This is a genomic window from Corynebacterium sp. UBA4397 (assembly GCF_002390965.1).
Lineage (GTDB): Bacteria > Actinomycetota > Actinomycetes > Mycobacteriales > Mycobacteriaceae > Corynebacterium > Corynebacterium flavescens.
In genome coordinates this window covers 110777-134827 of sequence record NZ_DGRD01000017.1, presented here as the reverse complement: position 1 = coordinate 134827, position 24051 = coordinate 110777, and the positions used below count along the sequence as shown (strand labels likewise).

At 61.2% G+C, this 24051-nt stretch carries 26 protein-coding genes; 4 read left to right on the top strand and 22 right to left on the bottom strand.

All coding sequences use genetic code 11. From position 1 onward, the window contains the following. Positions 1-336 precede the first annotated feature (336 nt). From B2696_RS04000 to B2696_RS03930, 15 genes are all read right to left on the bottom strand, one after another. The gene (locus tag B2696_RS04000) at positions 337-759 is read right to left on the bottom strand and encodes a DUF3151 domain-containing protein (protein WP_075731002.1); all 423 of its coding nucleotides are present in this window, start codon (positions 757-759) and stop codon (positions 337-339) included. Between the two features lie 62 nt (positions 760-821). After that, positions 822-1424: a Maf family protein gene (locus B2696_RS03995; RefSeq protein ID WP_286954070.1), complete on the bottom strand. Its 603-nt coding sequence runs from the start codon at positions 1422-1424 to the stop codon at positions 822-824. Further along, positions 1424-1648 carry an acyl-CoA carboxylase subunit epsilon gene (locus B2696_RS03990; RefSeq protein ID WP_286954069.1) on the bottom strand — a complete coding sequence of 75 codons (225 nt, stop codon included), beginning with the start codon at positions 1646-1648 and terminating at the stop codon, positions 1424-1426. The genes B2696_RS03995 and B2696_RS03990 overlap by 1 nt, the downstream gene beginning before the upstream one ends. 11 nt (positions 1649-1659) lie before the next feature. Then, complete coding sequence (locus B2696_RS03985; RefSeq protein WP_286954068.1) at positions 1660-3192, bottom strand: acyl-CoA carboxylase subunit beta; 1533 nt, start codon at positions 3190-3192, stop codon at positions 1660-1662. Between the two features lie 26 nt (positions 3193-3218). Further along, entirely contained in the window at positions 3219-4835 is a 1617-nt protein-coding gene (locus B2696_RS03980) for an acyl-CoA carboxylase subunit beta (protein ID WP_286954066.1), read from the bottom strand. 272 nt (positions 4836-5107) lie between these two features. Beyond that, entirely contained in the window at positions 5108-5359 is a 252-nt protein-coding gene (locus B2696_RS03975; protein WP_286954064.1) for a hypothetical protein, read from the bottom strand. A 159-nt stretch (positions 5360-5518) separates the two neighbouring features. Continuing rightward, positions 5519-5803, bottom strand: a complete 285-nt coding sequence (locus B2696_RS03970; RefSeq protein ID WP_286954063.1) for a hypothetical protein — start codon at positions 5801-5803, stop codon at positions 5519-5521. A gap of 10 nt (positions 5804-5813) precedes the next feature. Continuing rightward, complete coding sequence (locus tag B2696_RS03965; RefSeq protein WP_075729252.1) at positions 5814-7094, bottom strand: inorganic phosphate transporter; 1281 nt, start codon at positions 7092-7094, stop codon at positions 5814-5816. Between the two features lie 375 nt (positions 7095-7469). Then, a complete protein-coding gene (locus B2696_RS03960; RefSeq protein ID WP_286954062.1) occupies positions 7470-8990 on the bottom strand; it encodes an alpha-amylase family protein in 1521 nt (506 codons plus the stop codon). 63 nt (positions 8991-9053) lie between these two features. Beyond that, on the bottom strand, positions 9054-9251 hold the full coding sequence (locus tag B2696_RS03955; RefSeq protein ID WP_075729254.1) for a hypothetical protein: 198 nt from the start codon (positions 9249-9251) through the stop codon (positions 9054-9056). Then, a complete protein-coding gene (locus B2696_RS03950) occupies positions 9251-9694 on the bottom strand; it encodes a hypothetical protein (protein WP_286954059.1) in 444 nt (147 codons plus the stop codon). Before B2696_RS03950 ends, B2696_RS03955 begins: the two co-directional genes overlap by 1 nt. After that, positions 9694-10515 (bottom strand): carbohydrate ABC transporter permease, encoded by an 822-nt coding sequence (locus B2696_RS03945; RefSeq protein WP_075729256.1) that lies wholly within the window; start codon positions 10513-10515, stop codon positions 9694-9696. The genes B2696_RS03950 and B2696_RS03945 overlap by 1 nt, the downstream gene beginning before the upstream one ends. Continuing rightward, positions 10512-11495 (bottom strand): carbohydrate ABC transporter permease, encoded by a 984-nt coding sequence (locus B2696_RS03940; RefSeq protein ID WP_286954057.1) that lies wholly within the window; start codon positions 11493-11495, stop codon positions 10512-10514. Before B2696_RS03940 ends, B2696_RS03945 begins: the two co-directional genes overlap by 4 nt. Before the next feature lie 196 nt (positions 11496-11691). Continuing rightward, positions 11692-12960, bottom strand: a complete 1269-nt coding sequence (locus B2696_RS03935) for an ABC transporter substrate-binding protein (RefSeq protein ID WP_075729258.1) — start codon at positions 12958-12960, stop codon at positions 11692-11694. A 112-nt stretch (positions 12961-13072) separates the two neighbouring features. Continuing rightward, a complete protein-coding gene (locus tag B2696_RS03930) occupies positions 13073-14065 on the bottom strand; it encodes an ABC transporter ATP-binding protein (RefSeq protein WP_286954054.1) in 993 nt (330 codons plus the stop codon). Positions 14066-14169: 104 nt separating this feature from the next. Here B2696_RS03930 and B2696_RS03925 point away from each other — a divergent pair, with 104 nt between their 5' ends. Together B2696_RS03925 and B2696_RS03920 are read left to right on the top strand one after the other, a co-directional pair. Continuing rightward, positions 14170-15075: a biotin--[acetyl-CoA-carboxylase] ligase gene (locus tag B2696_RS03925; protein WP_286954052.1), complete on the top strand. Its 906-nt coding sequence runs from the start codon at positions 14170-14172 to the stop codon at positions 15073-15075. Positions 15076-15164: 89 nt separating this feature from the next. Beyond that, entirely contained in the window at positions 15165-15605 is a 441-nt protein-coding gene (locus B2696_RS03920) for a hypothetical protein (protein ID WP_276622740.1), read from the top strand. A gap of 32 nt (positions 15606-15637) precedes the next feature. On the opposite strand, the gene budA is transcribed toward B2696_RS03920, so the two are convergent. Then, on the bottom strand, positions 15638-16363 hold the full coding sequence (budA, locus tag B2696_RS03915) for an acetolactate decarboxylase (protein WP_075729262.1): 726 nt from the start codon (positions 16361-16363) through the stop codon (positions 15638-15640). Between budA and B2696_RS03910 the strand changes: the two genes are divergently transcribed. Both B2696_RS03910 and purE read left to right on the top strand, forming a co-directional pair. Beyond that, positions 16349-17575, top strand: coding sequence for a 5-(carboxyamino)imidazole ribonucleotide synthase (locus B2696_RS03910; protein ID WP_376752359.1), 1227 nt, complete (start codon positions 16349-16351; stop codon positions 17573-17575). The two genes, budA and B2696_RS03910, sit on opposite strands and share 15 nt — an antisense overlap. Before the next feature lie 70 nt (positions 17576-17645). Continuing rightward, the gene (gene purE / locus B2696_RS03905; protein ID WP_286954048.1) at positions 17646-18146 is read left to right on the top strand and encodes a 5-(carboxyamino)imidazole ribonucleotide mutase; all 501 of its coding nucleotides are present in this window, start codon (positions 17646-17648) and stop codon (positions 18144-18146) included. Positions 18147-18150: 4 nt separating this feature from the next. On the opposite strand, the gene rbsD is transcribed toward purE, so the two are convergent. The 6 genes from rbsD to B2696_RS03875 are packed head-to-tail and all read right to left on the bottom strand — an operon-like array spanning position 18151 to position 23942. Next, on the bottom strand, positions 18151-18525 hold the full coding sequence (gene rbsD, locus B2696_RS03900; RefSeq protein ID WP_276622743.1) for a D-ribose pyranase: 375 nt from the start codon (positions 18523-18525) through the stop codon (positions 18151-18153). A 4-nt stretch (positions 18526-18529) separates the two neighbouring features. Then, on the bottom strand, positions 18530-19435 hold the full coding sequence (locus tag B2696_RS03895; protein WP_276622745.1) for a ribokinase: 906 nt from the start codon (positions 19433-19435) through the stop codon (positions 18530-18532). Continuing rightward, positions 19432-20349, bottom strand: coding sequence for a substrate-binding domain-containing protein (locus B2696_RS03890; RefSeq protein ID WP_286954044.1), 918 nt, complete (start codon positions 20347-20349; stop codon positions 19432-19434). Before B2696_RS03890 ends, B2696_RS03895 begins: the two co-directional genes overlap by 4 nt. A 16-nt stretch (positions 20350-20365) precedes the next feature. Next, complete coding sequence (locus B2696_RS03885; RefSeq protein WP_286954042.1) at positions 20366-21319, bottom strand: ABC transporter permease; 954 nt, start codon at positions 21317-21319, stop codon at positions 20366-20368. A 14-nt stretch (positions 21320-21333) separates the two neighbouring features. Beyond that, positions 21334-22902: a sugar ABC transporter ATP-binding protein gene (locus B2696_RS03880; RefSeq protein ID WP_286954041.1), complete on the bottom strand. Its 1569-nt coding sequence runs from the start codon at positions 22900-22902 to the stop codon at positions 21334-21336. A 35-nt stretch (positions 22903-22937) separates the two neighbouring features. Further along, a complete protein-coding gene (locus B2696_RS03875) occupies positions 22938-23942 on the bottom strand; it encodes a LacI family DNA-binding transcriptional regulator (RefSeq protein WP_276622749.1) in 1005 nt (334 codons plus the stop codon). Positions 23943-24051: the final 109 nt, after the last annotated feature.

Here is a 24051-nt window from a genome sequence, read left to right as displayed (position 1 = left end):
GCCACCACGCCGCGGGCGCCTGACCCGTAAGGGCGGGAAGATTATCTGGCAGCCACCGCACACGCACTAGCCGTTAGGACAACAAGCCAGGCGGCGACTTCCCGCACCCCAAAAACAAACCCAGTCGACCAAACCGGCGTTTGCGTTGCAAAGTCCAGCGGGTGGCTTGCTTCTTCTGGCTCTGCGCACTCTCATTGCGTCTGGAAGTACTTGGCTGAACACAGTCCCCTTGTTGGTTGTGGCTAGATTCATACCTAAACCCTTAACGACAAGGGACTCGCTTCTTTTCTGTCACTCCCACCATGCACTCTAAAACCGAAAGAGCCGGTTTAATCCCTAGTCGAGGAGGCGGGCGACGGAGTCTGGGTCGGCGTCGGAAAGCATCTGGCGCAGGCGGTCGTACTCGTCCTGCTCTCCTATGGCCTGGGCGGCGTGCGCGAGCGCGGCGATGGCGCGCAGGACGCCCTGGTTGGGCTCGTGGTCGAAGGGGACTGGGCCCCAGCCCTTCCAACCGTTGCCGCGCAGGCGGTCGAGGCTGCGGTGATAGCCGGTGCGTGCGTAGGCATAAGCGGTGATATAGGCAGCCGGTGCGGCACCTTGTGCGCGAACGCCTGCCAGCTCTTCTTCCGCCAACAGCGCCCACAGCAGCGGGGAATCGGGGTGGGAGACAATTCCTGCGGCGAGATCCGCAGTGGAATCGGCCCCAGGATCCTGGAGAAGTTTTATGGGCTCGGGCGCCAACATGTCATTGATTTTCATGACGCCCCAGTTTAGCGCCTGCATCGCACCTAGAGTCGGCGCAGGCGCTTGTGCAAGGGCTCTTATTGTTGTGCCTGAGCCCAGAAGTCGCTGACATTCCATCCAAATGAGTAGATGGCGCGGCGCACTACCGGCAGGGAAAGCCCGATGACGGAGGAGGGATCGCCCTCGATGCGGTCGATGAACCAGCCACCGAGTGCCTCAAGCGTAAAGGCGCCGGCGCACTGCAGTGGCTCCCCGCTCGCAGCGTAGGCGGCGATATCATCGTCGCTTGCCTGCGCAAAGTAAATGACGGTGCGGGAAGTCTCGACGTGGCGGCGGCCGTCGGCGATGAGGCAGTGCCCCGTCAGTAGCTCGGCGCGGCGGCCAGCCTGGGCCTGCCAGCGCGCTACGGTAGCTTCGGCAGTGAGAGGTTTGCCCTGTAGCTCGCCGTCGAGGAGGAGCATGGAATCCCCGCCAATGACGAGGTCATCGGGGTAGGAGCTGGCGACCTTTTCGGCCTTGGCGCACGCCAGCGCGGCGACGATACCTTCTGGGGCAGCAGGACTAAGCCCTGCCTCGATGGCGCGTTCGTCGACGTTGGCGGGGGCTAAAACGGGTTCAACCCCGCCCGCCCGCAGGATGGCTGCGCGCGAAGGGGATTGGGAGGCTAGAACAATGCGCATCAGTAGTAGCGGACGTTGCGGAACGCGGCGGGGTTGAAGATGTCCTGGGCGCCCAGCGGGTTGTAGCGCTCCTCGAGACGGCCCCACATGTTGCGCTCGCCGGTGCCAGATTGAGTCTGCTGGGCGCGCGCCTGCGCGGAGAGCTGGGCCAAGACGGCGGTGAGCGCGGCAACCTCGGAGTCGGAAGGGTTTCCCTTGAGGATGCTAAAGGCCGGGGTGGTCATGGTTTCTCCTTTTAGAGGGTGATATTGCCGTGCTTCTTGGGCAGCTGGGCAACGACCTTGCGCTCAAGCAGGCGCAGCCCCTCGATGAGGTAGCCGCGCGTTGCAGAAGGCTCGATGACGTTGTCCACTAGGCCGTTTTCTGCTGCGGCATAAGGATGTAGGAACTGAGCGGCCAGCTCAGCCTCATTATCAGGGTTAGCGCCCTCGCCGTAGATGGCCAAAGCGGCCTGCGAGGCCTGGGTAACGGCGATTTCGGCGGTGGGCCAGGCATAAACCAGGTCCGCGCCGAGGTCCTTGGAACCCATGAAAACATAGGCAGGACCGATGGCTTTGCGGGTGATGACGGTGAGGGTACCCACGGTGGTCTCCGCGAAGGCGAAGGCCAGCTTGGAGGCGCGACGCACAAGGCCGGCCTTTTCTTCCTCCGGGGTGGGAACGAAGCCAGGGGAGTCGACGAATTCGATGACTGGGGTGTTAAAGGCGTCGCAGGTGCGGATGAAGCGAGCGGCTTTCTCCGCGGCGGCGGCATCGAGTGCACCGGCGAGTGCGAGCGGCTGATTGGCCACGATGCCTACGGCGCGTCCCTCAATGTGGGCAAAGCCGGTGAGGATGTTTTCCGCGGTGCTCGCCGAAAGTTCAAAGAAAGAGCCTTCATCGACAACGGTGGCGATGACATCACGCATGTCGTAGGCCTCTGCGGCGCCATCGGGGATGATGACATCAAGGGCGCGGTCGCGCTCAGTGATGTTATCGGCGATAGCCCCAGTTGCTACCTCAGCCGCGCTCCGTGGAGCCTCCGCCCGGTTATTGGCAGGGAGGAAAGACAGTACGTCGCGCGCGAGGGACAGAGCATCCTCCTCGTTGGCGGCGACGAGCTGTGCGGTTCCTGCTGCGGCGTGAACCGCGGCACCGCCGAAGCTTTCGACGTCTGCGTCGGCCACGTGCCCTGCGGCCTGGTGGAGCGTTGCGCCTTCGGTGATAATGAGGACATCACTCAGCGTGGGGGCGAAAGCGGCGATTCCAGCGGTGTCACCGAGGACGACGCCTAACTGCGGGATTAGCCCCGAGGCGGCGGTCACACGCGCCATAATGCGGGCATAGCCGGCCAGGGTGGCAATGCCCTCCTGCACGCGGGGGCCCGTGGAATCGTAGAGACCAATGATGGGCACGCCTGTTTTGAGGGCCAGATCGTAGAGCTTGGTCAGCTTCTCGGCATAAACCTCGCCCTGAGTCCCGTCAAAGACGGTGGCATCCTGGCTAAAGACGCATACCTTGCGCTTGTCGACGACGCCGTAACCGGTGACGATGCCATCGGTATAGGGGCGGTCATGCTCGCGGCCAAAGGCGGTGGAGCGGTGCCTGGCAAGCGCGTCCATCTCCACGAAAGTTCCCTCATCAACCAGCTTCTCGACGCGTTCGCGTGCGCTGAGGTGGCCTGCGGCATGTAAGGCCTCGACGACGTCCGCGCCCATAGGGGTGCGGGCCTCGGACAGACGATTGCCGAGGTCCTCGATCTTGCCGGCAGTGGTCTTAAGATCAGTCATGGGGTCCAATTCTACAACCCCACTCCTTAAAGCGGGATGTTGCCGTGCTTGCGGGCCGGACGAGGAACGTTCTTGTCGGCATACAGGCGCAGGTTGCGGGTGATGGCGCTGCGGGTCTCGGAGGGAAGGATGACCGCATCGATAAGGCCACGCTCGGCAGCCTTATAAGGATTGAGCATGTGGTCTTCGTACTCGCGCTCGAAGGATTTGGCCAGCTCCTGGACATCGAGGCCCTTCTCGTGGGCCTGCTTGAGCTCCTTGCGGTAGATGAAGCCGACGGCTCCGGCCGCGCCCATGACCGCGATCTGCGCGGTGGGCCATGCCAGGTTGACGTCGGCGCCCAAGCCCTTGGAACCCATGACACAATATGCTCCGCCGTAGGCCTTGCGCATGGTCACGGTGATCTTCGGGACGGTGGCCTCGCCGTAGGCGTAGAGCAGCTTGGCCCCGCGGCGCAAAATGCCCGAGTGCTCCTGGCTGGCGCCGGGCAGGAAGCCCGGGACGTCAACCAGCAAGACGATGGGGATGTTGAAGGCGTCGCAGGTGCGAATAAACCGTGCGGCCTTCTCAGAGGAGTCGATGTCGAGGCAGCCGGCGTAGACCTGCGGCTGGTTGGCCACGAAGCCGACGCTTTGGCCTTCGATGCGGCCGAAGGCGACAACGACGTTCTCGGCGCGCTCGGCTTGAATCTCGAGGAACTCGCCATCATCCGTCAGGGCCTCAATGACTTCCTTGACGTTGTAGGGCTGAGTGGGAGAGTCAGGGATGATTTCATCGAGACGCAGATCGCTAGCGGCCTCGTCCCCCAGCTCCTCGAAGTCCTCGAAGGGTGCGCGCTGGCGGTTGTTGGAGGGAAGATATCCCACTAGGTCATGGACCCAGTCGAGGGCCTCTTCATCGGAGGCGGCGGTGTAGTGAGAGTTACCTGCGGCGAGCATGTGGGCGGCGGCGCCGCCGAGTTCTTCTTGGGTGATCTCTTCGCCGGTGACGGTCTTGATGACATCTGGGCCGGTGACGAACATCTTGGACTTCTTGTCCACCATGACGACGAAGTCTGTCAGGGCCGGCGAGTAGGCGTTGCCGCCTGCACACGCGCCCATGATGACGGAGATCTGCGGCACGACGCCGGAGGCCTTGATGTTCTGGTAGAAGGTCTGGGCAATCCAGTCCAGCGATACGGCGCCATCCTGGATACGTGCGCCGGCGCCCTCGTAGAGTCCGATGAGCGGGCGGCCGGTGGTCACGGCGAGCTCCATGATCTTCACCATCTTCTCGCCGTAGACCTCGCCCAAGGCGCCGCCGAAGACGGTTCCATCCTGGGAGAAGATGCAGACCTCGCGGCCATCGATGGTGCCCCAGCCGGTGACGATGCCGTCGGTGGGGATCTTCTTCTTCGACATGCCGAAGTCCGTGGTGCGGTGGGTGGCTAGCATGTCGGTTTCGACGAAGGAGCCCTCGTCGAGGAGGTAATCTAGGCGATCGCGCGCAGTGAGGCGGTCCTGGGCGTGAACCTTGTCAATGGCCTTGTCGCCCATGGGCTTTTCAGCCGCGGCGCGGCGCCTCTTGAGCTCAGCGATCTTTTCCGCTGTGGTGTTTGCGTTGTTCAAGCTGTCGAGCTCCGCCAAATGTGAGGAAATGGTCATGTTTGGAGAGTTTAGGCAATTTTGCGCCGGTTTTACACCTTGCCACGCCGGTGATTTCACTCACAAAAGTAGTTTATGCTGGTAGCTGGCCCGCCAGCCGCGGGAAATCTGGCTGCTCAGGACGAAGGTAAATGGTGGGAAGGCCGAGCCGGCAAAGAAAGCGGACAAAGAAAAAGCACCCGAATCGCATCGTCCTAGTGCTTCAGGGCGGGGGGCAAAATGTCCCTAGCCTGAGGCTGACTTGGTAGATGCGGTGCGGGCGCGCTTTCTTGCTAGTCGAGCCAGCCAAAGTCGAGCAGGAAAAGCTCGACCGCCGGCAGCTCGGTGGAGGAGGGGCTGCGTCCCTCGGTAGCCTTGAAGGCTTCGATGACCTCGTTGCGTGTCGCTGGGATGAGGTCATCCTCAACGAGTTTCTCGGCCACTCGAGCCTCCACGGGAGTGGATGCAAGGGTATCTAACCCGGTTCCGGTGGCGCTTTTAAATACGGCGGAGACTGAATTGAGAAGTCCTTTGAGTGAATTCATGTTCTCTCACCTCTTTTCGGTTAGTGGGGAAGGACGTTGCCGCTCGGCGGGTTTTGCCGAGGGGCATTGGCTACTTCTGACTCTTAAAGTACGCCCGTCCTATTAGGGTGTCAATACTGATTTAACTATTTGTTTACCTTTTGTTCACCTTGGGCGGGGTTAGGAGAAGAGACTTAACCCGAAGTAGTGATTGAGGGAGCCTTTGGCTATCCACAAGATGGCCACGACAATGACCAGGGCAAGGATGCCGTAGACCGACCAGCCAAGGACCTTCATCTGCGGGGAGGCCGCGGTATCACCGACGATAACTCCCTCGCTATTGCGAACGGGGTCACCCGTCATGCAGCGCATACCGAGCGCAAACAAAATGGGGATACCGGCCCCGAAGGCCAGTGCTAGGCCGGCCACGCGGATAATTGCTTCAAAGATTTCTGCTGGGGACATAATTGTGTGCCTACTTTTCTGCCGCGGGGGCAGGTTCTGTGACTCCGACGGCAACGGGCTGAAGGGTGGTGGAAGCTGCGGCCTGCTCGACGGTGATAGAGGAATCGACGGTCTCTGCGTTGGAATCCCAGTCATCGTTGACGTTGGAGGCGTCGACCGGGTTCATGTGCGAGCGGATGACGATGACGGTGGCCATGGCGATAAGGAGGATGAAGTCCACGATGGCGCCCACCACTGTCGAGCTGAAGGAGGACACCCCGTTGGCGATCCACCAGCTGAGGAATCCGACGATGGCGGCACAAGGCAAGGTGATGAGCCAGGCCGCGGCCATGCGCATGGCGACGCCCCAGCGCACCTGCGCACCCTTGCGTCCAATGCCGGTGCCCAGGATGGAACCGGTGGATACGTGCGTGGTGGACAGCGCCATACCGCCGGCGGCGGAGGTCAAGATGATCGCGGCCGAGGATGCCTCGGCGGCCATGCCCTGGGGGGATTCGATCTCCACGAGGCCCTTGCCTAGGGTGCGAATAACGCGCCATCCTCCGGAGAGAGTGCCGGCCGCAATGGCGATGGCGCAGCCGAAGATCACCCAGGTGGGCAGGCGGGCGTCGGGGTTGGCCTCACCCGCAGCAACAAGTGCCAGGAAGATGACGCCCATCGTCTTCTGGGCGTCGCCGGCACCGTGTGCCAAAGACACCAGGCAGGCGGTGACAATCTGACCGTGGCGGAAGTGCTCGTTCTTGACGCGGTGCGGGATCGTGTTGGTGATCCAATAGACCATGAAGGTGCCGCAGGCCGAGACAAAGGCGGCAATAAAGGGCGAAACCAAGGCAGGAATGATGATCTTTCCCGCAATCGAGGACCAGGCCACGCCTGCCGTTCCCATGGCTGCAAAAGCAGCGCCGATGAGGCCGCCGAAAAGGGCGTGGGAAGAAGAGGAAGGCATGCCCAGCAGCCAGGTGAAGAGGTTCCAGAAGATGCCGCCGATAAGGCCGGTGAAGACAACCATGAGCAGCGCTTCGCCGTCGACAGGCACGGAACCACCGGCGGTGCTGATGTCGTAGGAATCGAGGTTAACTATTCCCTTGGCCACTGTTGCAGCAACGTGGACCGAAAGGAATGCGCCGACCAGGTTAAGGGCAGCGGAGATGGCTACGGCGGTAAAGGGCTTGAGCGCACCGGTGGCGATGGAGGTTGCCATGGCGTTCGCGGTGTCATGGAAGCCGTTGGTGAAGTCGAATGCGAGAGCGGTGACGATGACAATGGCCAGGATGATGAGTGTCGCTGTCACAATAGCGACCCCTTTCGGAGGAGAAGTAAAAGAGCCTTGAACAGACAAAACTGGAAATAGGGGAGACGAGGCGTCCCCGCCGCAGTCATGCCTCTAGGGCCGGAGCGGTATGGAAGATGCCACCCAAGCAGGGAAGAAGCTGACGAGGATTAGGCTAGACCTGCGTTGATGCTCTGTATAATCAACGCTTTCGCGGCGAGGCTATGCCGCGTGGGCCGCACGCAGGGAATATGGACCATTATGTTTGACAGTATGGCCGTTAGCGGCGTCCCAGCCTTCTTAGACGGGGAGGCAATTATGGCACACGATGCCTGAAGTTCAACCAAAGTTCACTTATATGGGCGTCGAAAAGCGTGCGTGAGACGCCACGCTCCGCTAATCTTCCGCCGCCTCGACCGGGATCCAGGCATAGCCATAAGGACCCAGCTCGACCATGCCGAGGTCCACCGTTTCATCGCAGAAGTTATGCAGGCACAACAAACCGCCACGCTCGAAGGCGAGTACTCCGATGTGCCCGCTTTCCACCGCTTCGAAGGGTGCGGTGCCCAACTTCGGATGCGCCTTGCGTTCTTGGACCATCGTGCGCACAACGTTAAGCAGCGATTCCGGGTCATCTACCTGCTCCGCCACTGAAATGCCCTTGCCTCCGACGATGGGGCGGCGCGGATGGGAGGAGGTGGTGAAGCCGGCACCCGGGCCCGGCTCCCATTGCATGGGGGTGCGTACGGCATCGCGGTCAGGAAGGGAGGTGTCATCGAGCATGCCTATCTCATCGCCGTAGTACAGGAAGGGCGAGCCTGGCATGGTGAGAAGAAGCGAGTACATTAACTCGATCTTGCGCCGATCCTGTCCCATGAGTGGCGCCAAGCGCCTGGCGATGCCGACGTGGGCGCGCATGCTGTCATCGGGCAGGTAGGCGGAATAGAGGAGCGAACGGTTTCCCTCATCGACCATCTCGAGGGTGAGCTCGTCGTGGTTGCGCACGAAGGTGCCCCATTGGCAGTTCTCCGGAAGGGTCGGCATAGCCGCCATGATGTTGTAGATAGGGGAGGCGTCCCCCAGCGCGAAGGCCTGAAAGAGACGCGGCATCAGCGGGAAGTTAAAGACCATGTGAAAGCGGTCGCCCTTACCAAAGAACTCCATGGTTTCGGAGGGGGGTTGGTTCGCCTCCGCCAGCATGATGGCGTCGGGATAGTTCTCATCAAGGAAACGACGGATCTTCTCAATGAACTCGATAGTCTCTGGGAGGGATTCGCCTCCGACCCCATCACGCTCGTAGAGATAAGGAATGGCGTCGAGGCGGAAGCCGTCTAGCCCCTTGTCCATCCAGAAGGACAGGATATTGAATACTTCCTCGTGCACCAATGGATTGTCATAGTTCAAGTCCGGTTGGTGCGAATAAAAGCGGTGGAAGTAGTACTGGCCACGGGTCTCATCCCACTGCCAATTCGAGTCCTCCGCGTCGGTGAAGATGATGCGGATTTCCGGATAGCGCTGTGCATCATCGCCCCACACGTAGTAGTCGCCATAAGGACCGTTGGGATCCAGGCGCGATTGCTGGAACCACTCATGTTCTATGGAGGTGTGGTTGAGTGCCAGATCAGTCATGATGCGCATATCGCGCTTCTTGAGCTCTGCAACGAGCTCCTCGAAGTCCGCCATCGTGCCATAGTCCGGGTGGATGGAGTAATAATCGGCGATGTCGTAGCCGTCGTCGCGCATGGGTGAGGCGTAGAAGGGCGATAGCCACAGACAATCCACGCCCAGCCACTTGAGGTAGTCCAGCTTGTCGATGACCCCGCGCAGGGTACCGACACCACTACCCGTGGTGTCCTTGAAAGAACCTACGAGGGCTTGGTAAAAGATTGCATTGCGAAACCAGAAGCTACCGGACATGGAAACAAAAGTACCGGAGAACCCGTGCTGCGGAGGGGGAATCCTGCGGTGTTTTGTTGATAGCTACTTCTCAGCCTCGTGCAGTGCCTTCGACTTGGCCCTGACCAGCCCATAGACCATAAGGCACAGCGCTCCGGCGAGCAGTCCTGGCCACAGGGCCGGCGCCGGCGCAAAGAGGTTGAGGATGGCTTGGATGAGGGCAAGAACGGCGAAGAAGCCGGCGAAACCAATGGCGGTGTCCCACAACAAGGACTGACGCATTACTGCTCCACGGTCACCGTGAAGGTGATGGTCTGGGGGCCTTCGAGTGTTACCTCGCCTTGGCCGGGGGCGGTGGCGCTAAAGCCGGGATTAAAGCGGGCGCTGCCGTCATCGTAGCCTTGGCGGAAGGCGAGGAAGTCCGGTGTGCTCTCGGGGCTGTAGGCGTCGAGATCCGCCGCCGGCACCACGATGTTGAGCACTTGGCCTTCGACGAGGTTTTGCTGGGATCCGGCCAGCTCGGAGACCGGAACCGTGACTGGGGCGATGACGGGGGAAATAGCCGGCTGGGAGGTAGGAGGCTGTGAGTCGGCAGGCTGGGAGATAGCAGTACTCGTTTCCGGGGGATTGGGAGAGGGATTCTCATTGGCGGGCGAGCAACCGGTCACCAACGCGGTGCCCACGACAATGGGAACGATCATGGAAGGGGAGCGGGAAATAGACATTAGGCCTTGACACCTCCTGCGGTTAGGCCAGCGACGATGCGGTGCTGGAAAATAAGCACCATGATGATGAGCGGAATGGTGACGAGTGCCCCGGCTGCCATCGTGGCCGCGTAGGGATACTCAAAAGCCGAGGGGCCTGAGAAGCGCGCGATTGCCACGGTGACCGGCTCGGTGCCGGTGGTTGAAAGCTGCCGCGCGAGCATGAACTCATTCCAGGTCGTGATGAAAGCGATGATGGCGGTGGTAAACAGCGCCGGTGCAGCCAAAGGCAGGAGAATGAGGCGGAATGCCTGGCTGCGTGAGGCGCCGTCGACACGCGCGGCCTCCTCTAATTCCCACGGCAGCTGGCGGAAGAAGCTGAGCAAGGTATAGACCGTAAGCGGCAGCGCGAAGGAGATGTTGGGAATAATCATGGCGCGGTAGGTGCCGATCCACTCAAGGTTGCCAAAGAGCTGGAAGAGCGGAGTCACCAGCGCGATCGCAGGGAACATCGAAGCAGCCAAGATGATGCCGGTGATGATGCCCTTGCCGGGGAATTCATAGCGCGCGAGCGCGTAGGCGGTAAACACTCCAACGAGAACGGCGATGAGGGTGGTGGCAAGTGAGATGAACACGGAGTTGCCCATCGCCGCTAGGAAGTTATTGCCCTTGTCTGTGGCCAGCGCGTCGCGGAAGTTCTGCAGCGTGAGGTGGGTGGGCCAGGGGGTGGTATCGAAGGTATGGGCCTTATTGCGGAAAGCGGTGACCACCATCCAATAGAAGGGCGCTAGGCCCCAGAACATGATGAAAAGGATGCCGGCGTAGTGTCCGAACTTTTTCACTGTGCTGCCCCTTTCTGAATGCGGCGACGTTCCTTGCCGGAGACATCAGCGCCCAGGAGGCGCACCAAGATGAAGGCGACGAAGAAGATGAGAAGGAAAATCAGGGTGGATAGTGCGGAGGCCGAATTGAAGTTTCCTTGGCGCATATCCTCAACCACCAGCTGGGAGATAGTGGCGGTAGGGGAGTTGGAAGAAGAGGAAATCATGATGACCGGCAGGTCATACATGCGCAGGGCGTCGAGCGTGCGGAACAAAATGGCCACCATTAGTGCGGGGCGCACTAGGGGGAGCGTGATGGTGAAAAAGAGCTGCAAGCGCGTGGCACCGTCAACGCGGGCGGCATCATAGACATCCCGCGGAATCATCTGCAGACCGGCCAGAATGAGCAGCGCCATAAAAGGCGAGGTCTTCCAGACATCAGCAACAATGACCGCTAGGCGGGCAAATGCGGGATCCGTGGTCCACGCGATGTCCGTGCCGAGCAGGGAGTTGACGATACCGTCGGGGGCGAACATGAACTGCCAGAGCTTGGCGGTAACGGCGGTGGGGATTGCCCACGGGATAAGCACAGCGGCTCGCACCAAGCCGCGGCCCCTATAGCTGCCGTTCATGATGAGTGCCATGAACATGCCCAAGATGATTTCTAGGCTCACCGTGACCACCGTGAAAAAGAGGGTGATCTGAACTGCGGGCCAGAAGTCCGTGGCGATAACCCCGGGCGGGCATTGGGAGACCACACCCGTGGCGGACATGCAGCGATTGTTGATCCAGTAGAGGTAGTTCTCCAGCCCTGCGAAGCCGCCGTCCACGAATACCCCGGTGCTGGGATCGAGGTGCCGGTTGGCTTGGAAGGACAGCGCGATTGCTCGCACGATGGGGTAGCCAATGACGATGGCCAGCACGATGAGCGCTGGCGCAACGAGGGCGCCAATCTGCAGGTGCTGTTTGCGCTTGCTGGCATTGGGTGATTTTAGTGCCACGCTGCTGCGCCTTTCTTTACGGAGACTTCTGGGTGAGTAGGAAGAAGCGGAACAAAGCCTAGAAGCGGGCAAGCCCGAAGACCTGCCCGCTTGTTTCTTGCCCGCCTCACCGCGGTGGCGGTGAGGCTTAGAAGGTACGACCTAGAAAGTGAGATCTAGAAGGTGCGACCTCTAAGAGGGGTAGGGTGCTTTAACCTTAGCCCTGTGAGGCGGCCTCGATGGCAGCCTTCATGTCTGAAGCCGCATCATCGACGGACTTGCCAGCAGTCAGTGCTGCGTAAGCGTTATCCTGCACGGCCTTGGAGATGGCGCTGTAGAACGGGGAAACCGGACGTGGTGCAGCATTCTCCAGGGATTCCTTCAGCGCAGGCAGGTACGGGAACTGCTCCACGAGTGCGGGATCGTCATAGATGGAGGAGAGAACCGGCGGGAAGGAGGCCTCAGCGAAGGACTTCTGGTTGTCCTCGTTGATGATGAACTTCATGAAGTCCAGCGCGGTGGCCTTGTGCTTGGAATTGATGTTGATGCCGTTGTTGTAGCCACCCAAGGTGGACACTCCGACATCATCCTTGCCCACGAGCGGGGAGACCTCGAACTTCACGCCGGCGTCCTCGGCGTTGGTGTACATATACGGCCAGTTGATGGCGAATGCCGACTTGCCCTCGGTAAAGGCCAGGTTGGTCTCTTCCTCGGTGGCTGCGGTGGAAGCCTTGGTGATGACGCCATCGGCGTAGGCATCAACCATGGCCTGCATGCCGGCCTTGGCTTCAGGGGAATCAACCGTGACGGCGCCCTGGTCATCGAGGACCGAGCCACCCCAGCCTTCGATGAAGCCAATGGTGTTGACCGTCAGGCCCTCGTACTGCTTGAGCTGAGTGGTCAGGCAGCCTTGGTCACCGGAGAGTCCCTCACAAGCGGACTTGATGTCATCGAACTTGGTCGGCTGCTCCTTGGCGAGGTCGGTGTTGCGGAAAAGCAGCTGACCATTGGTGTTTTGCGGCAGCGCATAGAGCGTGTCGTTATAGGTGGCAGATTCCACGGTGGCAGGTAGCAGTTCTGCGGTGTCTACCTTGAGGTCATCGGTGAGCGGGGCGAGCCACTGGTTGGCAGCGAAGTCTGCGGTCCAGACCACGTCGAGCGCCATGACGTCATAATCCGAGTTGCCTGCCTGGAGGGACTGCACGAGGGTCTCACGCTGTGCGTCGGCCTCACCGGCCAGTTCCTTGAGCGTTACTTCCTCATCGGGGTGTTCTGCGTTCCACTTCTCGATGATGGGCTGAAGCTTATCGGTATCGTTCTTGCCCATTGCGAAGCTGATGGGGCCGCGTGCGTCGGTGCCCTCGGTGGCGGCGCCATTAGACGAGCCGGAGTCCTCGGAGGAGGAGCAGCCAGCAAGGACGAGAGCAAGTGCTGCGGTGCTAACGATTGCGCCGCGTTTCACGGCACGGAGTCGGGAGATCTTCATGGGGATTCACCTTTCGGAAAACTTTTGGCTTATACAAAAGTATGATGCGGACGGCGATATAAGAGTGGTTTTGGGAATAATAGCGCGTAGGGGTGACTTCAATCACCCCCGTCTAGGCGGAGAGGCGCACTCCAGTTTCGGTATCGAAGCGGTGGGCTTGTTCCGGATCGAAGTCCAGCCCTACCTCCTCGCCGCGCGCAGGGATGACCCCTGCTTCCGCACGAGCAACGAAGCGCTGGGAGCCAACGGTGACGTACACATAGGATTCCGCCCCTAGTTCTTCGACGATGTCGACGACGCCAGTGAGTTCACCGTGCTCAGCGCTTAGGCGAATGTTTTCAGGCCGAACGCCTAGCCTGTGGCCGGCGAAGTCAAAGATATTCATCGAGGGGGAGCCGATGAAGCCTGCAACAAATTCGTTGGCGGGGCGATCGTAGAGTTCCCGTGGCGGGGCGACCTGCTGCAGAATGCCGTCCTTGAGTACGGCGACGCGATCTCCCATGGTCATTGCCTCGACCTGGTCGTGGGTGACATAGACGGTGGTGGTGCCGAGTCTTTGCTGCAAGCTGGCTAGTTCCGAACGCGTTTGTACGCGCAGCTTGGCATCGAGGTTGGACAGCGGCTCATCCATGAGGAAGACCTTGGGCTGGCGCACAATGGCGCGCCCCATGGCCACGCGCTGGCGCTGACCACCGGAGAGATCCTTTGGCTTGCGGTCAAGGAGCTCGCTCAGTCCGAGCGTCTCGGCGGCCTCTGCCACCTTGGCCTTGATCTCTGCCTTGGGCAAGCGTGCTAGGCGTAGGGCAAAACCCATATTCTCTGCCACCGTGAGGTGCGGATATAGCGCGTAGTTCTGGAAGACCATGGCGATGTCTCGCTCACCAGGCTCCAGGTTGGTCACGTCTTCATCATCGATGAGGATCCGGCCGCTGGAGACGGGCTCCAGCCCTGCCAGGGAGCGCAACGTGGTGGACTTTCCGCACCCGGAGGGTCCAACGAGGACGAGGAACTCTCCGTCGGAGATGGTGAGGTCGAGCTCTGCCACCGTGGGAGATGCCGCCCCGGAGTAGGTGATACTGACCTTCTCAAAAGTGACCTTTGACATGGACGTTACATTAGCACTGCACAGTGCTCGGGCTCACCATCTTTGGGGCGAGGTGCTGCGCACTTCCTACGGTTGAGGCCCTCCGCACAGGTATCATCTCCTCTATGACTGCCTTAAACCTAGACAAGATTCGTGCCGCGTTGAGCGATGACTATGCCGAGATCGACTACGTGGAGCAAACTACCTCCACTAATACTGACCTCATGCAGGCGGATGACGTGGTTGACCGCACCGTGTTGCTCACTGATGAGCAGGTAGCGGGCAAGGGAAGACTGGGGCGGACGTGGGTCTCGCCAGCTGGTACCCAGCTCATCTTCTCCACCCTTTTGCTCCCACATACCCTCGAGCATTTGGGGACCCTGCCCCTAGCAGTCGGTCTCGCCGTTACAGACTCAATCGAGCGCACAGTACTCAAGTGGCCCAATGACGTGCAGATTGATGGAAAGAAGCTTTGCGGCATCCTCGCCGAGGCCGGCCCCGTCGGTGCCGCCTTTAAGTCCCTGCCCAAGACCGAGCTGACCAAGACCGAAGTCAATAAGGCTGAGATTAATAAGGCTGAGGTCAGCAAGGCTGAGATTAATAAGGCTGAGGTCAGCAAGGCTGAGATTAATAAGGCTGAGATTGCGCCGAAGACGGCCGCAGCGGATGCCCCTTCGGCGCGCGTTGTCTTGGGCGTTGGCCTCAACGTCACACTGACACGGGAGCAGCTGCCCATTGAGAGGGCCACCTCGCTTGCCATCGAGGGTATGGACACTGACCGCACTGAGCTGGCAATCAAGGTGCTCAAGAATCTGCGTCGGCGCATTGATCAGTGGGACAAGCAGGACCCCCAGCTCTTGGAGGACTACCGCGCGGTGTGCTCTTCCATTGGCCAGGAAGTCCGCCTCGAGGCGCCGTCTGGAAATGTTATCGGCCTTGTGGAAGGCGTCGCCGATGATGGCCGCATCAACGTTGGCGGGCAGTACTACTCGGCCGGTGACGTCACCCACCTGCGCCCGACGTCTTCTTAAAGCCCAAAGCCTCAAGCAAGCGGTGCGGTCGTGCGGTCCCCGCTTCGTGCATGTGGAGTGTCCAAGACTAGCGGGTAGGATTCCCACCTATGGGAATGATGAAGATGGGACAAGGCGAGGTCATCCGCGCGGATATGACCACGCCATTTCGCGCGCTGATCTTCCCATTCTTGGAGCTCATTTTGGTCACCGGCCTAGCTTGGATAGCGATTGGCTGGTGTGACACCCAAGGCGTCGATTTGGCGCTGCGTAATGCGCTCGTCGGGGTGTGGGCGATCTTGGCGGCTTGGCGTTTCGGAGTGCCGCTGTTTAAGGCGCGGCGGCGCCGATTCATTGTTACCAACCAGCGAGTTATCGCCCGCCAAGGCAAGAAGGTTGATTCGATTCCGCTGCGCGATATAAGCGGAGCCCGCCGCCGGCGTGGCGGCATTTCACTGGCCATCCATGGATTCGAGCGGCCACTCTACTTTTCTGATGTGCCCAAGGCTAAGAAAGTAGAGGCCCTGCTCAACGAGAAGCCCTGGTACTAGCCTGCTCTGGCCGGGTACTAAGCCGAGGGCTTTCAGTCGCGGCCTTTGATCTCCGTGGTGTGGAGCTGGTGGTCGAGGTCTTCTGGGGCAAGATTCGCGCTCTCAAACTCCCGGGTGAGGGGTAGGCGCAGCTCCAAGTCGGTGCCTGGGCACATTTCGATGGTGGCCTTGTCTACGGTGTAATCGAGCAGGTGACCGCCGTATTTGTGATCGGCGTCGATAAAATGCACGTGGCAGCCCGGGACCGAGATTCCTTTCTCGAAGACTGGCGTGCGGAATCCGCCAATGACGCCCTCGACGTTACTGAAGTGCAGCTCTGCATCGCTTCCTACCGCCTGCGCCATGGGAGGATAGGGCTTGGGTTGTTTGACCACCGTACGGGTAGTAACCGAGCTGAATGTTCCCACCATGCGCACGGCGTACATGTAGTTGGCGGAGGGCAGGACTTCATCGATGAGATCGGAGAGATCGCTGCGGTGCATCCCGGGAGGGGCATCGACCGTGATACGAGGCACGAAGTTTGTCACCACCGCGTAGGGCGAGCGCTGGGAGAGATCGGCTACCTGCGCGGAGCCATCCCCGCGCAGCTGGTAGCAGACTCCGTCAACGATGATCATCTCTCCGTCGAGAGCATCGAAGGTGCCAATGCCGAAGTTGCCCTTGCCGAGTAGTTCTCCCACGGACATTTCGCCGTCGTAGATTCCGTCGAGCAGTGCGGTCATCAAAGAGTTTTGGAAGATGGTATGCCGAGCGATCATAGTCCTAAGGCTAGTATTGGGCGAGTGAGTGAACAAGCAAAGCTAAACGTTACCGTCTTCGGCGATGGCCAACTTGCTCGAATGATGCAGCCCGCCGCCGCAGAGCTCGACATCCACCTGCGGATCCTGGCATCGCGTTCGGACTCTTCTGCAGCCCAGGTTATCCCCGATGCCATCATCGGTGACTACCACGATTACGCCACCCTGCGCGGGGCCGCCAAAGGCTCCGATGCCGTGACCTTTGAACACGAGCATGTGCCCAATGAGTATTTGCGGGCGCTCATCGCCGCAGGATTTAATGTGCAGCCCCAACCTGCGGCGTTGATCAACGCCCAGGACAAGCTCATCATGCGTCAGCGCCTGCAAGAGCTGGGTGCGCCTATTCCTGCTTTCCAGGCCATCAATTCGGCTGAGGAGGCCGCGCATTTCTGGGCGCAGACGGGTGGGCACGTGTGCTTGAAAGCCCGCCGTGATGGCTATGACGGCAAGGGCGTATGGTTCCCAGGATCCGAGGCTGAGCTGGTGGCGCTGACCACCCAACTGCTAAAGAAAGACACTCCTTTGATGGCGGAGAAGAAGGTGGCGCTCACCCGCGAGCTCTCCATCCTCGTGGCACGGCGCCCTTCCGGGGAGACCAAGGAATGGCCGATCACGCAATCGGTCCAGCGCAACGGCGTCTGTGCCGAGGCCATGGCCCCTGCACCGGACCTCTCCCCGCAGCTGGAAAAGCGTGCCCGCGACCTGGGGGTGGAAATTGCGCAGTCTCTAGGCGTTACCGGCGTGCTTGCCGTGGAGCTCTTCGCCTTCACCGGAGAAAACGGTGAGGAAGACATCGCGGTCAATGAGCTAGCAATGCGCCCGCATAACACCGGGCACTGGACGCAGGATGGTTCTGTGACCTCCCAATTCGAGCAGCACCTTCGTGCGGTACTGGATTTGCCGCTGGGAGCAACGGAAGAAACCGCAGCGATTACTGTCATGGCCAATGTGCTGGGAGCCCCGGAGGATCCGCAGATGCCAATGCGCGAGCGAGTACGTGAGGTCATGGAGCGTTATCCGGCTGTCAAGATTCACCTCTATGGCAAAGCACACCGCCCCGGTCGCAAGATTGGTCACGTTAATCTATGCGGCACCGACGTGCAGGCCACGCGGGAGCAGGCGCAGGCGGCGGCGCACTTCCTAGTGCATGCGCAGTGGCCGGACACTGTCTAACTGGACACTGACTAAGAGGATCTATCTACGTAGATTTAATTGTTGATCTGTTGAATTAAGGAGTACTGCAATGCAACCACTCGTCGGCCTCATCATGGGCTCAGATTCTGATTGGCCCACCGTAGAACCAGCAGCAGAGGTGCTCGCTGAGTTCGGGGTGCCTTTCGAGGTGGGCGTCTTAAGTGCACACCGCACCCCAGAGAAGATGCTGGCCTATGCCAAGCAGGCACATACTCGTGGCTTGCAGGCAATCATTGCGTGTGCTGGCGGCGCTGCGCACCTGCCTGGCATGGTGGCTGCGGCCACCCCCTTGCCGGTAATTGGCATTCCGCGTGCGCTCAAGGATCTTGATGGTCTGGATTCGCTCCTGTCCATCGTGCAGATGCCAGGCGGCGTTCCCGTGGCCACTGTATCCATCGGAGGTGCCAAGAATGCCGGTCTGCTGGCAGTGCGCATCTTGGGGGCGGGCAACCCGCAGCTGGTGGAGAAAATGTCCGACTATCAGCAGCGCATGGCCGCTGAGGTGGAGGAGAAGGACGCCAACCTGCGTCGCCGCCTCATGGAGGGCTAGAGGCCTAGAAGGCCACGCCGCTGCGCAGGATTACGTTGGCATAGGGCGTGGTGGAGCCGGTGCGGACGACGAAGGCGACCTCACTTAGCGCGGCTTTGAGCTGTGCGTGAGTAACTTCCTTGATCGGAACCGTGGGCAATGCCGCGCGGATGGACGCGGGGGTCTCGGTGGCGATGGTTGCACCCTCGACCACCACTGACTCCAGAAGTGCTGCAAGGGTGTCCTCGAAGCTGGGGATGCCGAATACCAAGGCTAGGTCGATGATGGTGGTCCCATGGGGGATGGGCAGCCCGCAATCGGCGATGGCGAAGGAATCGGTGTGGCCGAGCCGGGCCACGGCGCTGGCCAGAGCGGGATTGAGCAATCCGGACTTGAGCATGGTTTTAGACCTCGGGTAGGGCGGATGTAGTAGTGGGATAGGAGGGCTGAGCGCCTGCGCCGGTGGCGGCAAAGGCCCCCACCCGTGCTGCAAAGCGCGCGGCGTCCTCCAGGTTTTCTCCCTCCAGCAGTCGCACGCACAACGCTCCTGCAAAGGCGTCGCCAGCGCCGGTGGTATCGACGGCCTCGATACGAGGGGTGGGGATTTCCGTCACGGCATCCGCAGTAGCCACGAGCGCGCCGGCGGAGCCCAAGGTGAGAACCACAGAGCGAAAACCTGCCCCGAGCAGTCCTTTCGCAAGCTCCCGCGGGCTGGCAGCAGCATCGACCTTCTGGCCCAGCTGAGCCAGGATAAGGCCGGCCTCATGCTCGTTGGCCAGGAGGGGATCCGCGCGCAGTAAAGCGGCGGGATTCACCTCGACCACAGGAGCCAGGTTGATGATGACTCGCCCGGTGGTCGCGGCGACGGCGGCAGCGAAGCCGGAGGAGGGAATCTCGCCCTGTAGCAAGACGATGTCGGCGTCGGCGATGGTGGAGGCGCGGGCGGTGACGAAGGCGTCGTCGACAAGCGCATTCGCGCCGGGCGAGATGACGATGGTGTTCTCGCCGTCGGCAGCGACGGTGATGACGGCCAAGCCGGTGTTGGTGTCAGCCGTGGCCACGGCGGAGACATCGATGCCGGAAGTCTCCATGTAGGCCATGGCGGGCACGGCGTAGGCATCGCGGCCTACCGCGCCGACAAAGGCGACATGTGCACCTAGTTGGGCGGCGGCCACCGCCTGATTTGCGCCCTTGCCGCCGGCGAGAATCTCTCCGCCAATGCCGACGAGTGTTTCACCAGGCAGCGGATGGCGCTCGGCGCGGATGATCAGATCGGCGTTAATGGAGCCGACTACGGTGAGCTTGCTCATTGGAAGTCCTCTACGTTTTCTGCGGTCACGGTGACCACCTCTACTGGAACGTTGCGTTCGGCCTTCTCGCCGCGCAGGAGGGCGGCGGCCTGTTCGACGGCGCGTTGGCCCAGCTCGGCGGGCTGCTGCGCGATGGTGGCGACGAGCTCGCCATCCTTGACGGCCTTGAGCCCATCGAAGGTGCCGTCGAAGGCGACGACCTTGACGTCTTTACCGGCGCGATCCCCCAGGGCCTCCACGGCACCGAGCGCCATCTCGTCATTCTCGGCGAAGATGGCGGTGACATCCGGGTTGGCTTGTAGGAGGTTGGTGGCCACGTTGAGGCCCTCAGTGCGATCGAAGTTGGCCGATTGCTTGGCCACCACCTCGATGTTGGGGTACTCGGCGATGCCTTCCTCGAAGCCTTGGCCGCGCTCGCGGGAGGCCGAGGTTCCGGCGGTGCCCTGCAGGATAAGGATCTTGCCGCGCTGCTCGATGGAGTCCGCTAGGACGTGGGCGGCCTGCTTTCCGCCGGCGATGTTATCGGAGGCGATCATGGAATCGAGTTCCACGCCGCCCACGGCGCGGTCGACGCCGATGACGGGCACCCCATCGTTGGCGATGGCGCGCACGGCAGGGGCCACGGCATCAGAATCGGTGGGATTTACTATGACCACCTTGGCGCCCATGGAGGTGGCGTTGTTGAGCTGATTGACCTGCTGTGCAGGGTCGTCGGAGGCATCCTGGATATCGAGTGGAACATCGAGCTCCTTGGCCTTTTCTTGGGCGCCGTGGCGCAGTTCGACGAAGAAGGGGTTGGTCTGGGTGGAAAGCGCCAGGGTGATGCGGTTCATGTCCTTGGCCGAGCGATTGCATGCGCCCAAAGTGAGCGCGAGCGCGGGGATCATAAGGGCCGCGAGAATCTTCTTAAGCATGACAGTGACTCCTAATCTAGGCCGCGGTCTTATTGCGAATGACGTCGAAGCCGACGGCGAAGGCGATGACGAGGCCGATGACAATCTGCTGCCAGAACGAAGAAACGTTGAGCAGGTTGAGGCCGTTGCGGATGACTGCCAGCAAGATGGCTCCGACGAGGGTTCCCGTTGCCTTGCCGGAGCCACCCGCCAGGGAGGCGCCGCCGATGACAACTGCGGCGATGGCGTCGAGCTCATAACCTGCGCCTGCCTGCGGCTGGGCGGATTCCAGGCGCCCTGCCATGACCATGCCGGCGAGGCCCGCGAACAGGCCGGAGAGCGCGAATACCGAAATCTGGATGCGCTTGACCGGCAATCCGGACAGGCGTGCGGCCTCGATGTTGCCGCCGATGGCGTACATGGAGCGGCCCAGTACGGTGCGTTCCAGGATGAACCAGCATACGACTCCGGCGATGACCATCATGATGATGGGGACCGGAATGGGACCCAGGGAGGATCCCAGCCAGTTGACCGCGCCGGAGGTTTCGATGGGGGAGCCCTGCGAGATGACCAGGGTCAGTCCGCGGGCGACAGACATCATGGCCAGCGTGGCGATAAAGGAGGGAATCTTGCCATAGGCGGTGGCGATGCCGCAGATGGCGCCGGCCATTGCGCCGCAGCCAAGGCCGATGAGGAGGGTGAGCCAGCCGGGCAGGCCGGCCTCGGCGAACATATAGGCCGAGACCATTGCGCCTAAGGCTGCGACCGAGCCGACCGAAAGGTCGATGCCGGCGGTGACGATGACGAAGGTCATGCCGAAGGCCAGAATGGCTACCGTAGCGGCCTGAATGCCGATGTTGAGCAGGTTGGCAACGGTGAGAAAGTAGGGCGTGGCTATAAAGAGCGCGATGCACAGTGCGATGAGGCCGACGAGGGCGCCGTTATTCATCGCCCAATTGAGGACCTGGTTCTTCGTGCGGGTCTGAGTCATGGTTTCTGATTCCTTCAGCTTGCTGCAGCCGGATCGACATCGGCTTCGGTAATGACGTTGGAGACGTTGGAGACGGCTAGGGCCATCACCTCGTCTTGGGAGGATTCGGGGGAGAGCTCGCCTGCCAGGACACCGCCAGACATGACAAGGACGCGGTCAGACACCCCCAGGACTTCTGGCAGGTCGGAGGAGACCATGAGCACGGCCCCGCCCCGGGAGGTGACATCGTTGATGATGTTGTAGATCTCTACCTTGGCGCCGACATCGACGCCGCGGGTCGGTTCGTCGAGAAGCAACACGGAGGAACCGGCAAGTACCCAGCGGCCAAAGACGGCCTTCTGCTGGTTGCCGCCCGAGAGGTTGCGGATGGGCTGCTCAAGGCCGGCCATGCGGATGCGGAGTTTCTCGGCGACGGTGCCTGCGCGCTGCTTTTGGCCGCGCAGGTCAGCCAGCCCCAGCTTTGAGGTGGCGGACAAGGTGGCAAATCCGAGGTTGTCGGAGACGCTGGCATCAAGGACCAAGGCCTGGGACTTGCGGTCTTCGGGGATGTGGCCGACGCCGGCGGCAATAGAGGCCGCTATATCGCCGCGCTTCACAGCGTTTCCGGCGATGCGCACGCTGCCCGAGTCATAGGGATCAGCGCCCGCGATGGCGCGAATGATTTCCGTCCTGCCTGCGCCTACCAGGCCGGCTAGACCCACGACCTCGCCGGAGCGGACAGAAAAGCTCACGCCGGAAAACTTGCCCTCGGCGCTGAGATCTTCAACCTCGAGGAGTACTTCGCCCGGCTGCTGCGGGCGCTGGCGCGGGTATTGATCCTCGATGTCGCGGCCCACCATGAGGCGCACGAGCTCCGCCTCGGGAGTGAAGGAGGGGACCTCGGCGACGAATTCTCCGTCACGCAGAACGCTGATGGTGTCCGCGATCCGCGCGAGCTCTTCCAGGTGATGGCTGATGAACACCATCGCCACGCCCTTGGCCTTGAGCTCGTCGAGGATGAGGAAGAGTGCGTCAATCTCCTTGCCGGTCAGGGCCGCGGTGGGTTCGTCGAGGATGAGAATGCGTGCGTTCATCGACAGGGCCTTGGCAATCTCGATGAGCTGTTGCTTGGCGATGCCGAGTTCCCCCACGGGCGTATCCAGGTCGACGTCGAGCCCGATGAGGTGCAGCGCCGCCTGGGCCTGGGCACGCAGATGGGCGCGGTTGACCAAGCCCCACTTGTGGGGAGTGTGTCCCAAGAGGATGTTTTCTGCCACCGACATGGTGGGCACGAGGTTGAGCTCTTGGTGGATGGTGGCAATGCCTAGGGCTTCTGCGGCGTTGGTGTCCGCAATGTCGACCTCGTTTCCGTCGACAACGATGCGGCCCGAATCTGGGCGGTGTACTCCGGCAATCATCTTGATAAGCGTGGATTTTCCGGCGCCGTTTTCTCCCAAGAGTGCCTGGACCTGGCCGCGGCGTACGTGCAGGGTCACGCCCTTGATGACGTCGACGGAACCAAAGGACTTCGATACCTCGACTAGCTCGAGGACCGGCGGATGGGAAGAACTGGCGGCGGGCTGGTGCCGCGCAGGGTAGGTCATGCTCGTTCTCCTGTTACTGATGTACTTCTCATGTGCTACTGCTGTGCTGCCAATGCTGGGCCGGATTGGGGGCCATAGGCGGTGGATGGACGGGGGATAAAGCGCGTGGGGTGTACGACACCGCGCGGCGTGGTCTTGGTCTCGATGGCGTGGATTAAAGAGTCCACGGCCGCGACTCCCAGGCGGTCTACCTCTTGGTCGATGACGGAGACCGGGGAGGGTTGATAGCGCAGGAAGACAAAGTCATCGAAGCCGACGAGCGCGAGTTGCTTTCCGATGTCGACCTGGGCGTTGTGGCAGGCTTCAAGCGCGCCGAAGGTCATCATGGAGTCGCCGGCAACGATGGCCGTGACCTGGGAATCAAGAAGATCGAGGGTGGCTTTGTAGCCCTCTTTGCGGCGAAAGCCTCCGTCGTGGACGATGACGTCGAGGCCTGAGGATTCGCGGAGGAATACCTCTAGGCGTTCGCGGCCTGTGGAGGTGGAGTCCGGCCCCGAGAGGTAGCCAATGCGGCTGTGCCCGCGCCTCTTGAGTAAGGCCAGTGCTGCTGCGATGCCTGGGGTGGGATCGGAGACGACCGCGGGCAGATCCCCCAAGTGGCGGTCAACTAGGAGCAGGGGGCGCAGCGCGGCCGTTGCGACAAGCGCTTCCTCGGCGCCGTGCATGGGGACGGCCACGATGCCGTCGACCTGGCGGGAGGACAAGGCATCGAGCGCCGAGGCGAGTTTGGTGCCATCCTCGGCGCTGGAGGTGATGATGGTGGCGAAGCCGCGTGCCTCCGCCGCCTCCTCGATGGCAGCTGCCATGGCTGCAAAGTAGGGGTTGACCAGGCTGGGAATGACTAGGCCGATGGCGTTACTCCGCGAGCTGCGCAGCGCGCGGGCCTGCGCATTGGGGTGATAATTAAGACTGGCGGCCGCCTTTTTAACTCGGCGCCGAGTAGCCTCGGAGATGGCGGGATTATCCGCCAACGAGCGCGAGGCCGTCGAAACGGACACGCCTGCGGCGGCGGCCACGTCCTTGAGTGTTGCTCCTGACATGATGAACCTCTCACGTTATGCAAACGTTTGCATAACTTCTATGGGATTTAAACTACTGAGCCTTGAGGCGCGGTGTCAACCCCTGGGCATTCGCCATCAATTTCGCTGG

What these genes read in the sequence shown, in the direction of transcription:
- B2696_RS04000 (WP_075731002.1), bottom strand. Translation starts at nt 759, where the DNA reads ATGAAAATCAATGACATGTTGGCGCCCGAGCCCATAAAACTTCTCCAG.
- B2696_RS03995 (WP_286954070.1), bottom strand. Translation starts at nt 1,424, where the DNA reads ATGCGCATTGTTCTAGCCTCCCAATCCCCTTCGCGCGCAGCCATCCTG.
- B2696_RS03990 (WP_286954069.1), bottom strand. Translation starts at nt 1,648, where the DNA reads ATGACCACCCCGGCCTTTAGCATCCTCAAGGGAAACCCTTCCGACTCC.
- B2696_RS03985 (WP_286954068.1), bottom strand. Translation starts at nt 3,192, where the DNA reads ATGACTGATCTTAAGACCACTGCCGGCAAGATCGAGGACCTCGGCAAT.
- B2696_RS03980 (WP_286954066.1), bottom strand. Translation starts at nt 4,835, where the DNA reads ATGACCATTTCCTCACATTTGGCGGAGCTCGACAGCTTGAACAACGCA.
- B2696_RS03975 (WP_286954064.1), bottom strand. Translation starts at nt 5,359, where the DNA reads ATGAATTCACTCAAAGGACTTCTCAATTCAGTCTCCGCCGTATTTAAA.
- B2696_RS03970 (WP_286954063.1), bottom strand. Translation starts at nt 5,803, where the DNA reads ATGTCCCCAGCAGAAATCTTTGAAGCAATTATCCGCGTGGCCGGCCTA.
- B2696_RS03960 (WP_286954062.1), bottom strand. Translation starts at nt 8,990, where the DNA reads ATGTCCGGTAGCTTCTGGTTTCGCAATGCAATCTTTTACCAAGCCCTC.
- B2696_RS03955 (WP_075729254.1), bottom strand. Translation starts at nt 9,251, where the DNA reads ATGCGTCAGTCCTTGTTGTGGGACACCGCCATTGGTTTCGCCGGCTTC.
- B2696_RS03950 (WP_286954059.1), bottom strand. Translation starts at nt 9,694, where the DNA reads ATGTCTATTTCCCGCTCCCCTTCCATGATCGTTCCCATTGTCGTGGGC.
- B2696_RS03935 (WP_075729258.1), bottom strand. Translation starts at nt 12,960, where the DNA reads ATGAAGATCTCCCGACTCCGTGCCGTGAAACGCGGCGCAATCGTTAGC.
- B2696_RS03930 (WP_286954054.1), bottom strand. Translation starts at nt 14,065, where the DNA reads ATGTCAAAGGTCACTTTTGAGAAGGTCAGTATCACCTACTCCGGGGCG.
- B2696_RS03925 (WP_286954052.1), top strand. Translation starts at nt 14,170, where the DNA reads ATGACTGCCTTAAACCTAGACAAGATTCGTGCCGCGTTGAGCGATGAC.
- B2696_RS03920 (WP_276622740.1), top strand. Translation starts at nt 15,165, where the DNA reads ATGGGAATGATGAAGATGGGACAAGGCGAGGTCATCCGCGCGGATATG.
- B2696_RS03910 (WP_376752359.1), top strand. Translation starts at nt 16,349, where the DNA reads ATGCCGAGCGATCATAGTCCTAAGGCTAGTATTGGGCGAGTGAGTGAA.
- budA (WP_075729262.1), bottom strand. Translation starts at nt 16,363, where the DNA reads ATGATCGCTCGGCATACCATCTTCCAAAACTCTTTGATGACCGCACTG.
- purE (WP_286954048.1), top strand. Translation starts at nt 17,646, where the DNA reads ATGCAACCACTCGTCGGCCTCATCATGGGCTCAGATTCTGATTGGCCC.
- rbsD (WP_276622743.1), bottom strand. Translation starts at nt 18,525, where the DNA reads ATGCTCAAGTCCGGATTGCTCAATCCCGCTCTGGCCAGCGCCGTGGCC.
- B2696_RS03895 (WP_276622745.1), bottom strand. Translation starts at nt 19,435, where the DNA reads ATGAGCAAGCTCACCGTAGTCGGCTCCATTAACGCCGATCTGATCATC.
- B2696_RS03890 (WP_286954044.1), bottom strand. Translation starts at nt 20,349, where the DNA reads ATGCTTAAGAAGATTCTCGCGGCCCTTATGATCCCCGCGCTCGCGCTC.
- B2696_RS03885 (WP_286954042.1), bottom strand. Translation starts at nt 21,319, where the DNA reads ATGACTCAGACCCGCACGAAGAACCAGGTCCTCAATTGGGCGATGAAT.
- B2696_RS03880 (WP_286954041.1), bottom strand. Translation starts at nt 22,902, where the DNA reads ATGACCTACCCTGCGCGGCACCAGCCCGCCGCCAGTTCTTCCCATCCG.
- B2696_RS03875 (WP_276622749.1), bottom strand. Translation starts at nt 23,942, where the DNA reads ATGTCAGGAGCAACACTCAAGGACGTGGCCGCCGCCGCAGGCGTGTCC.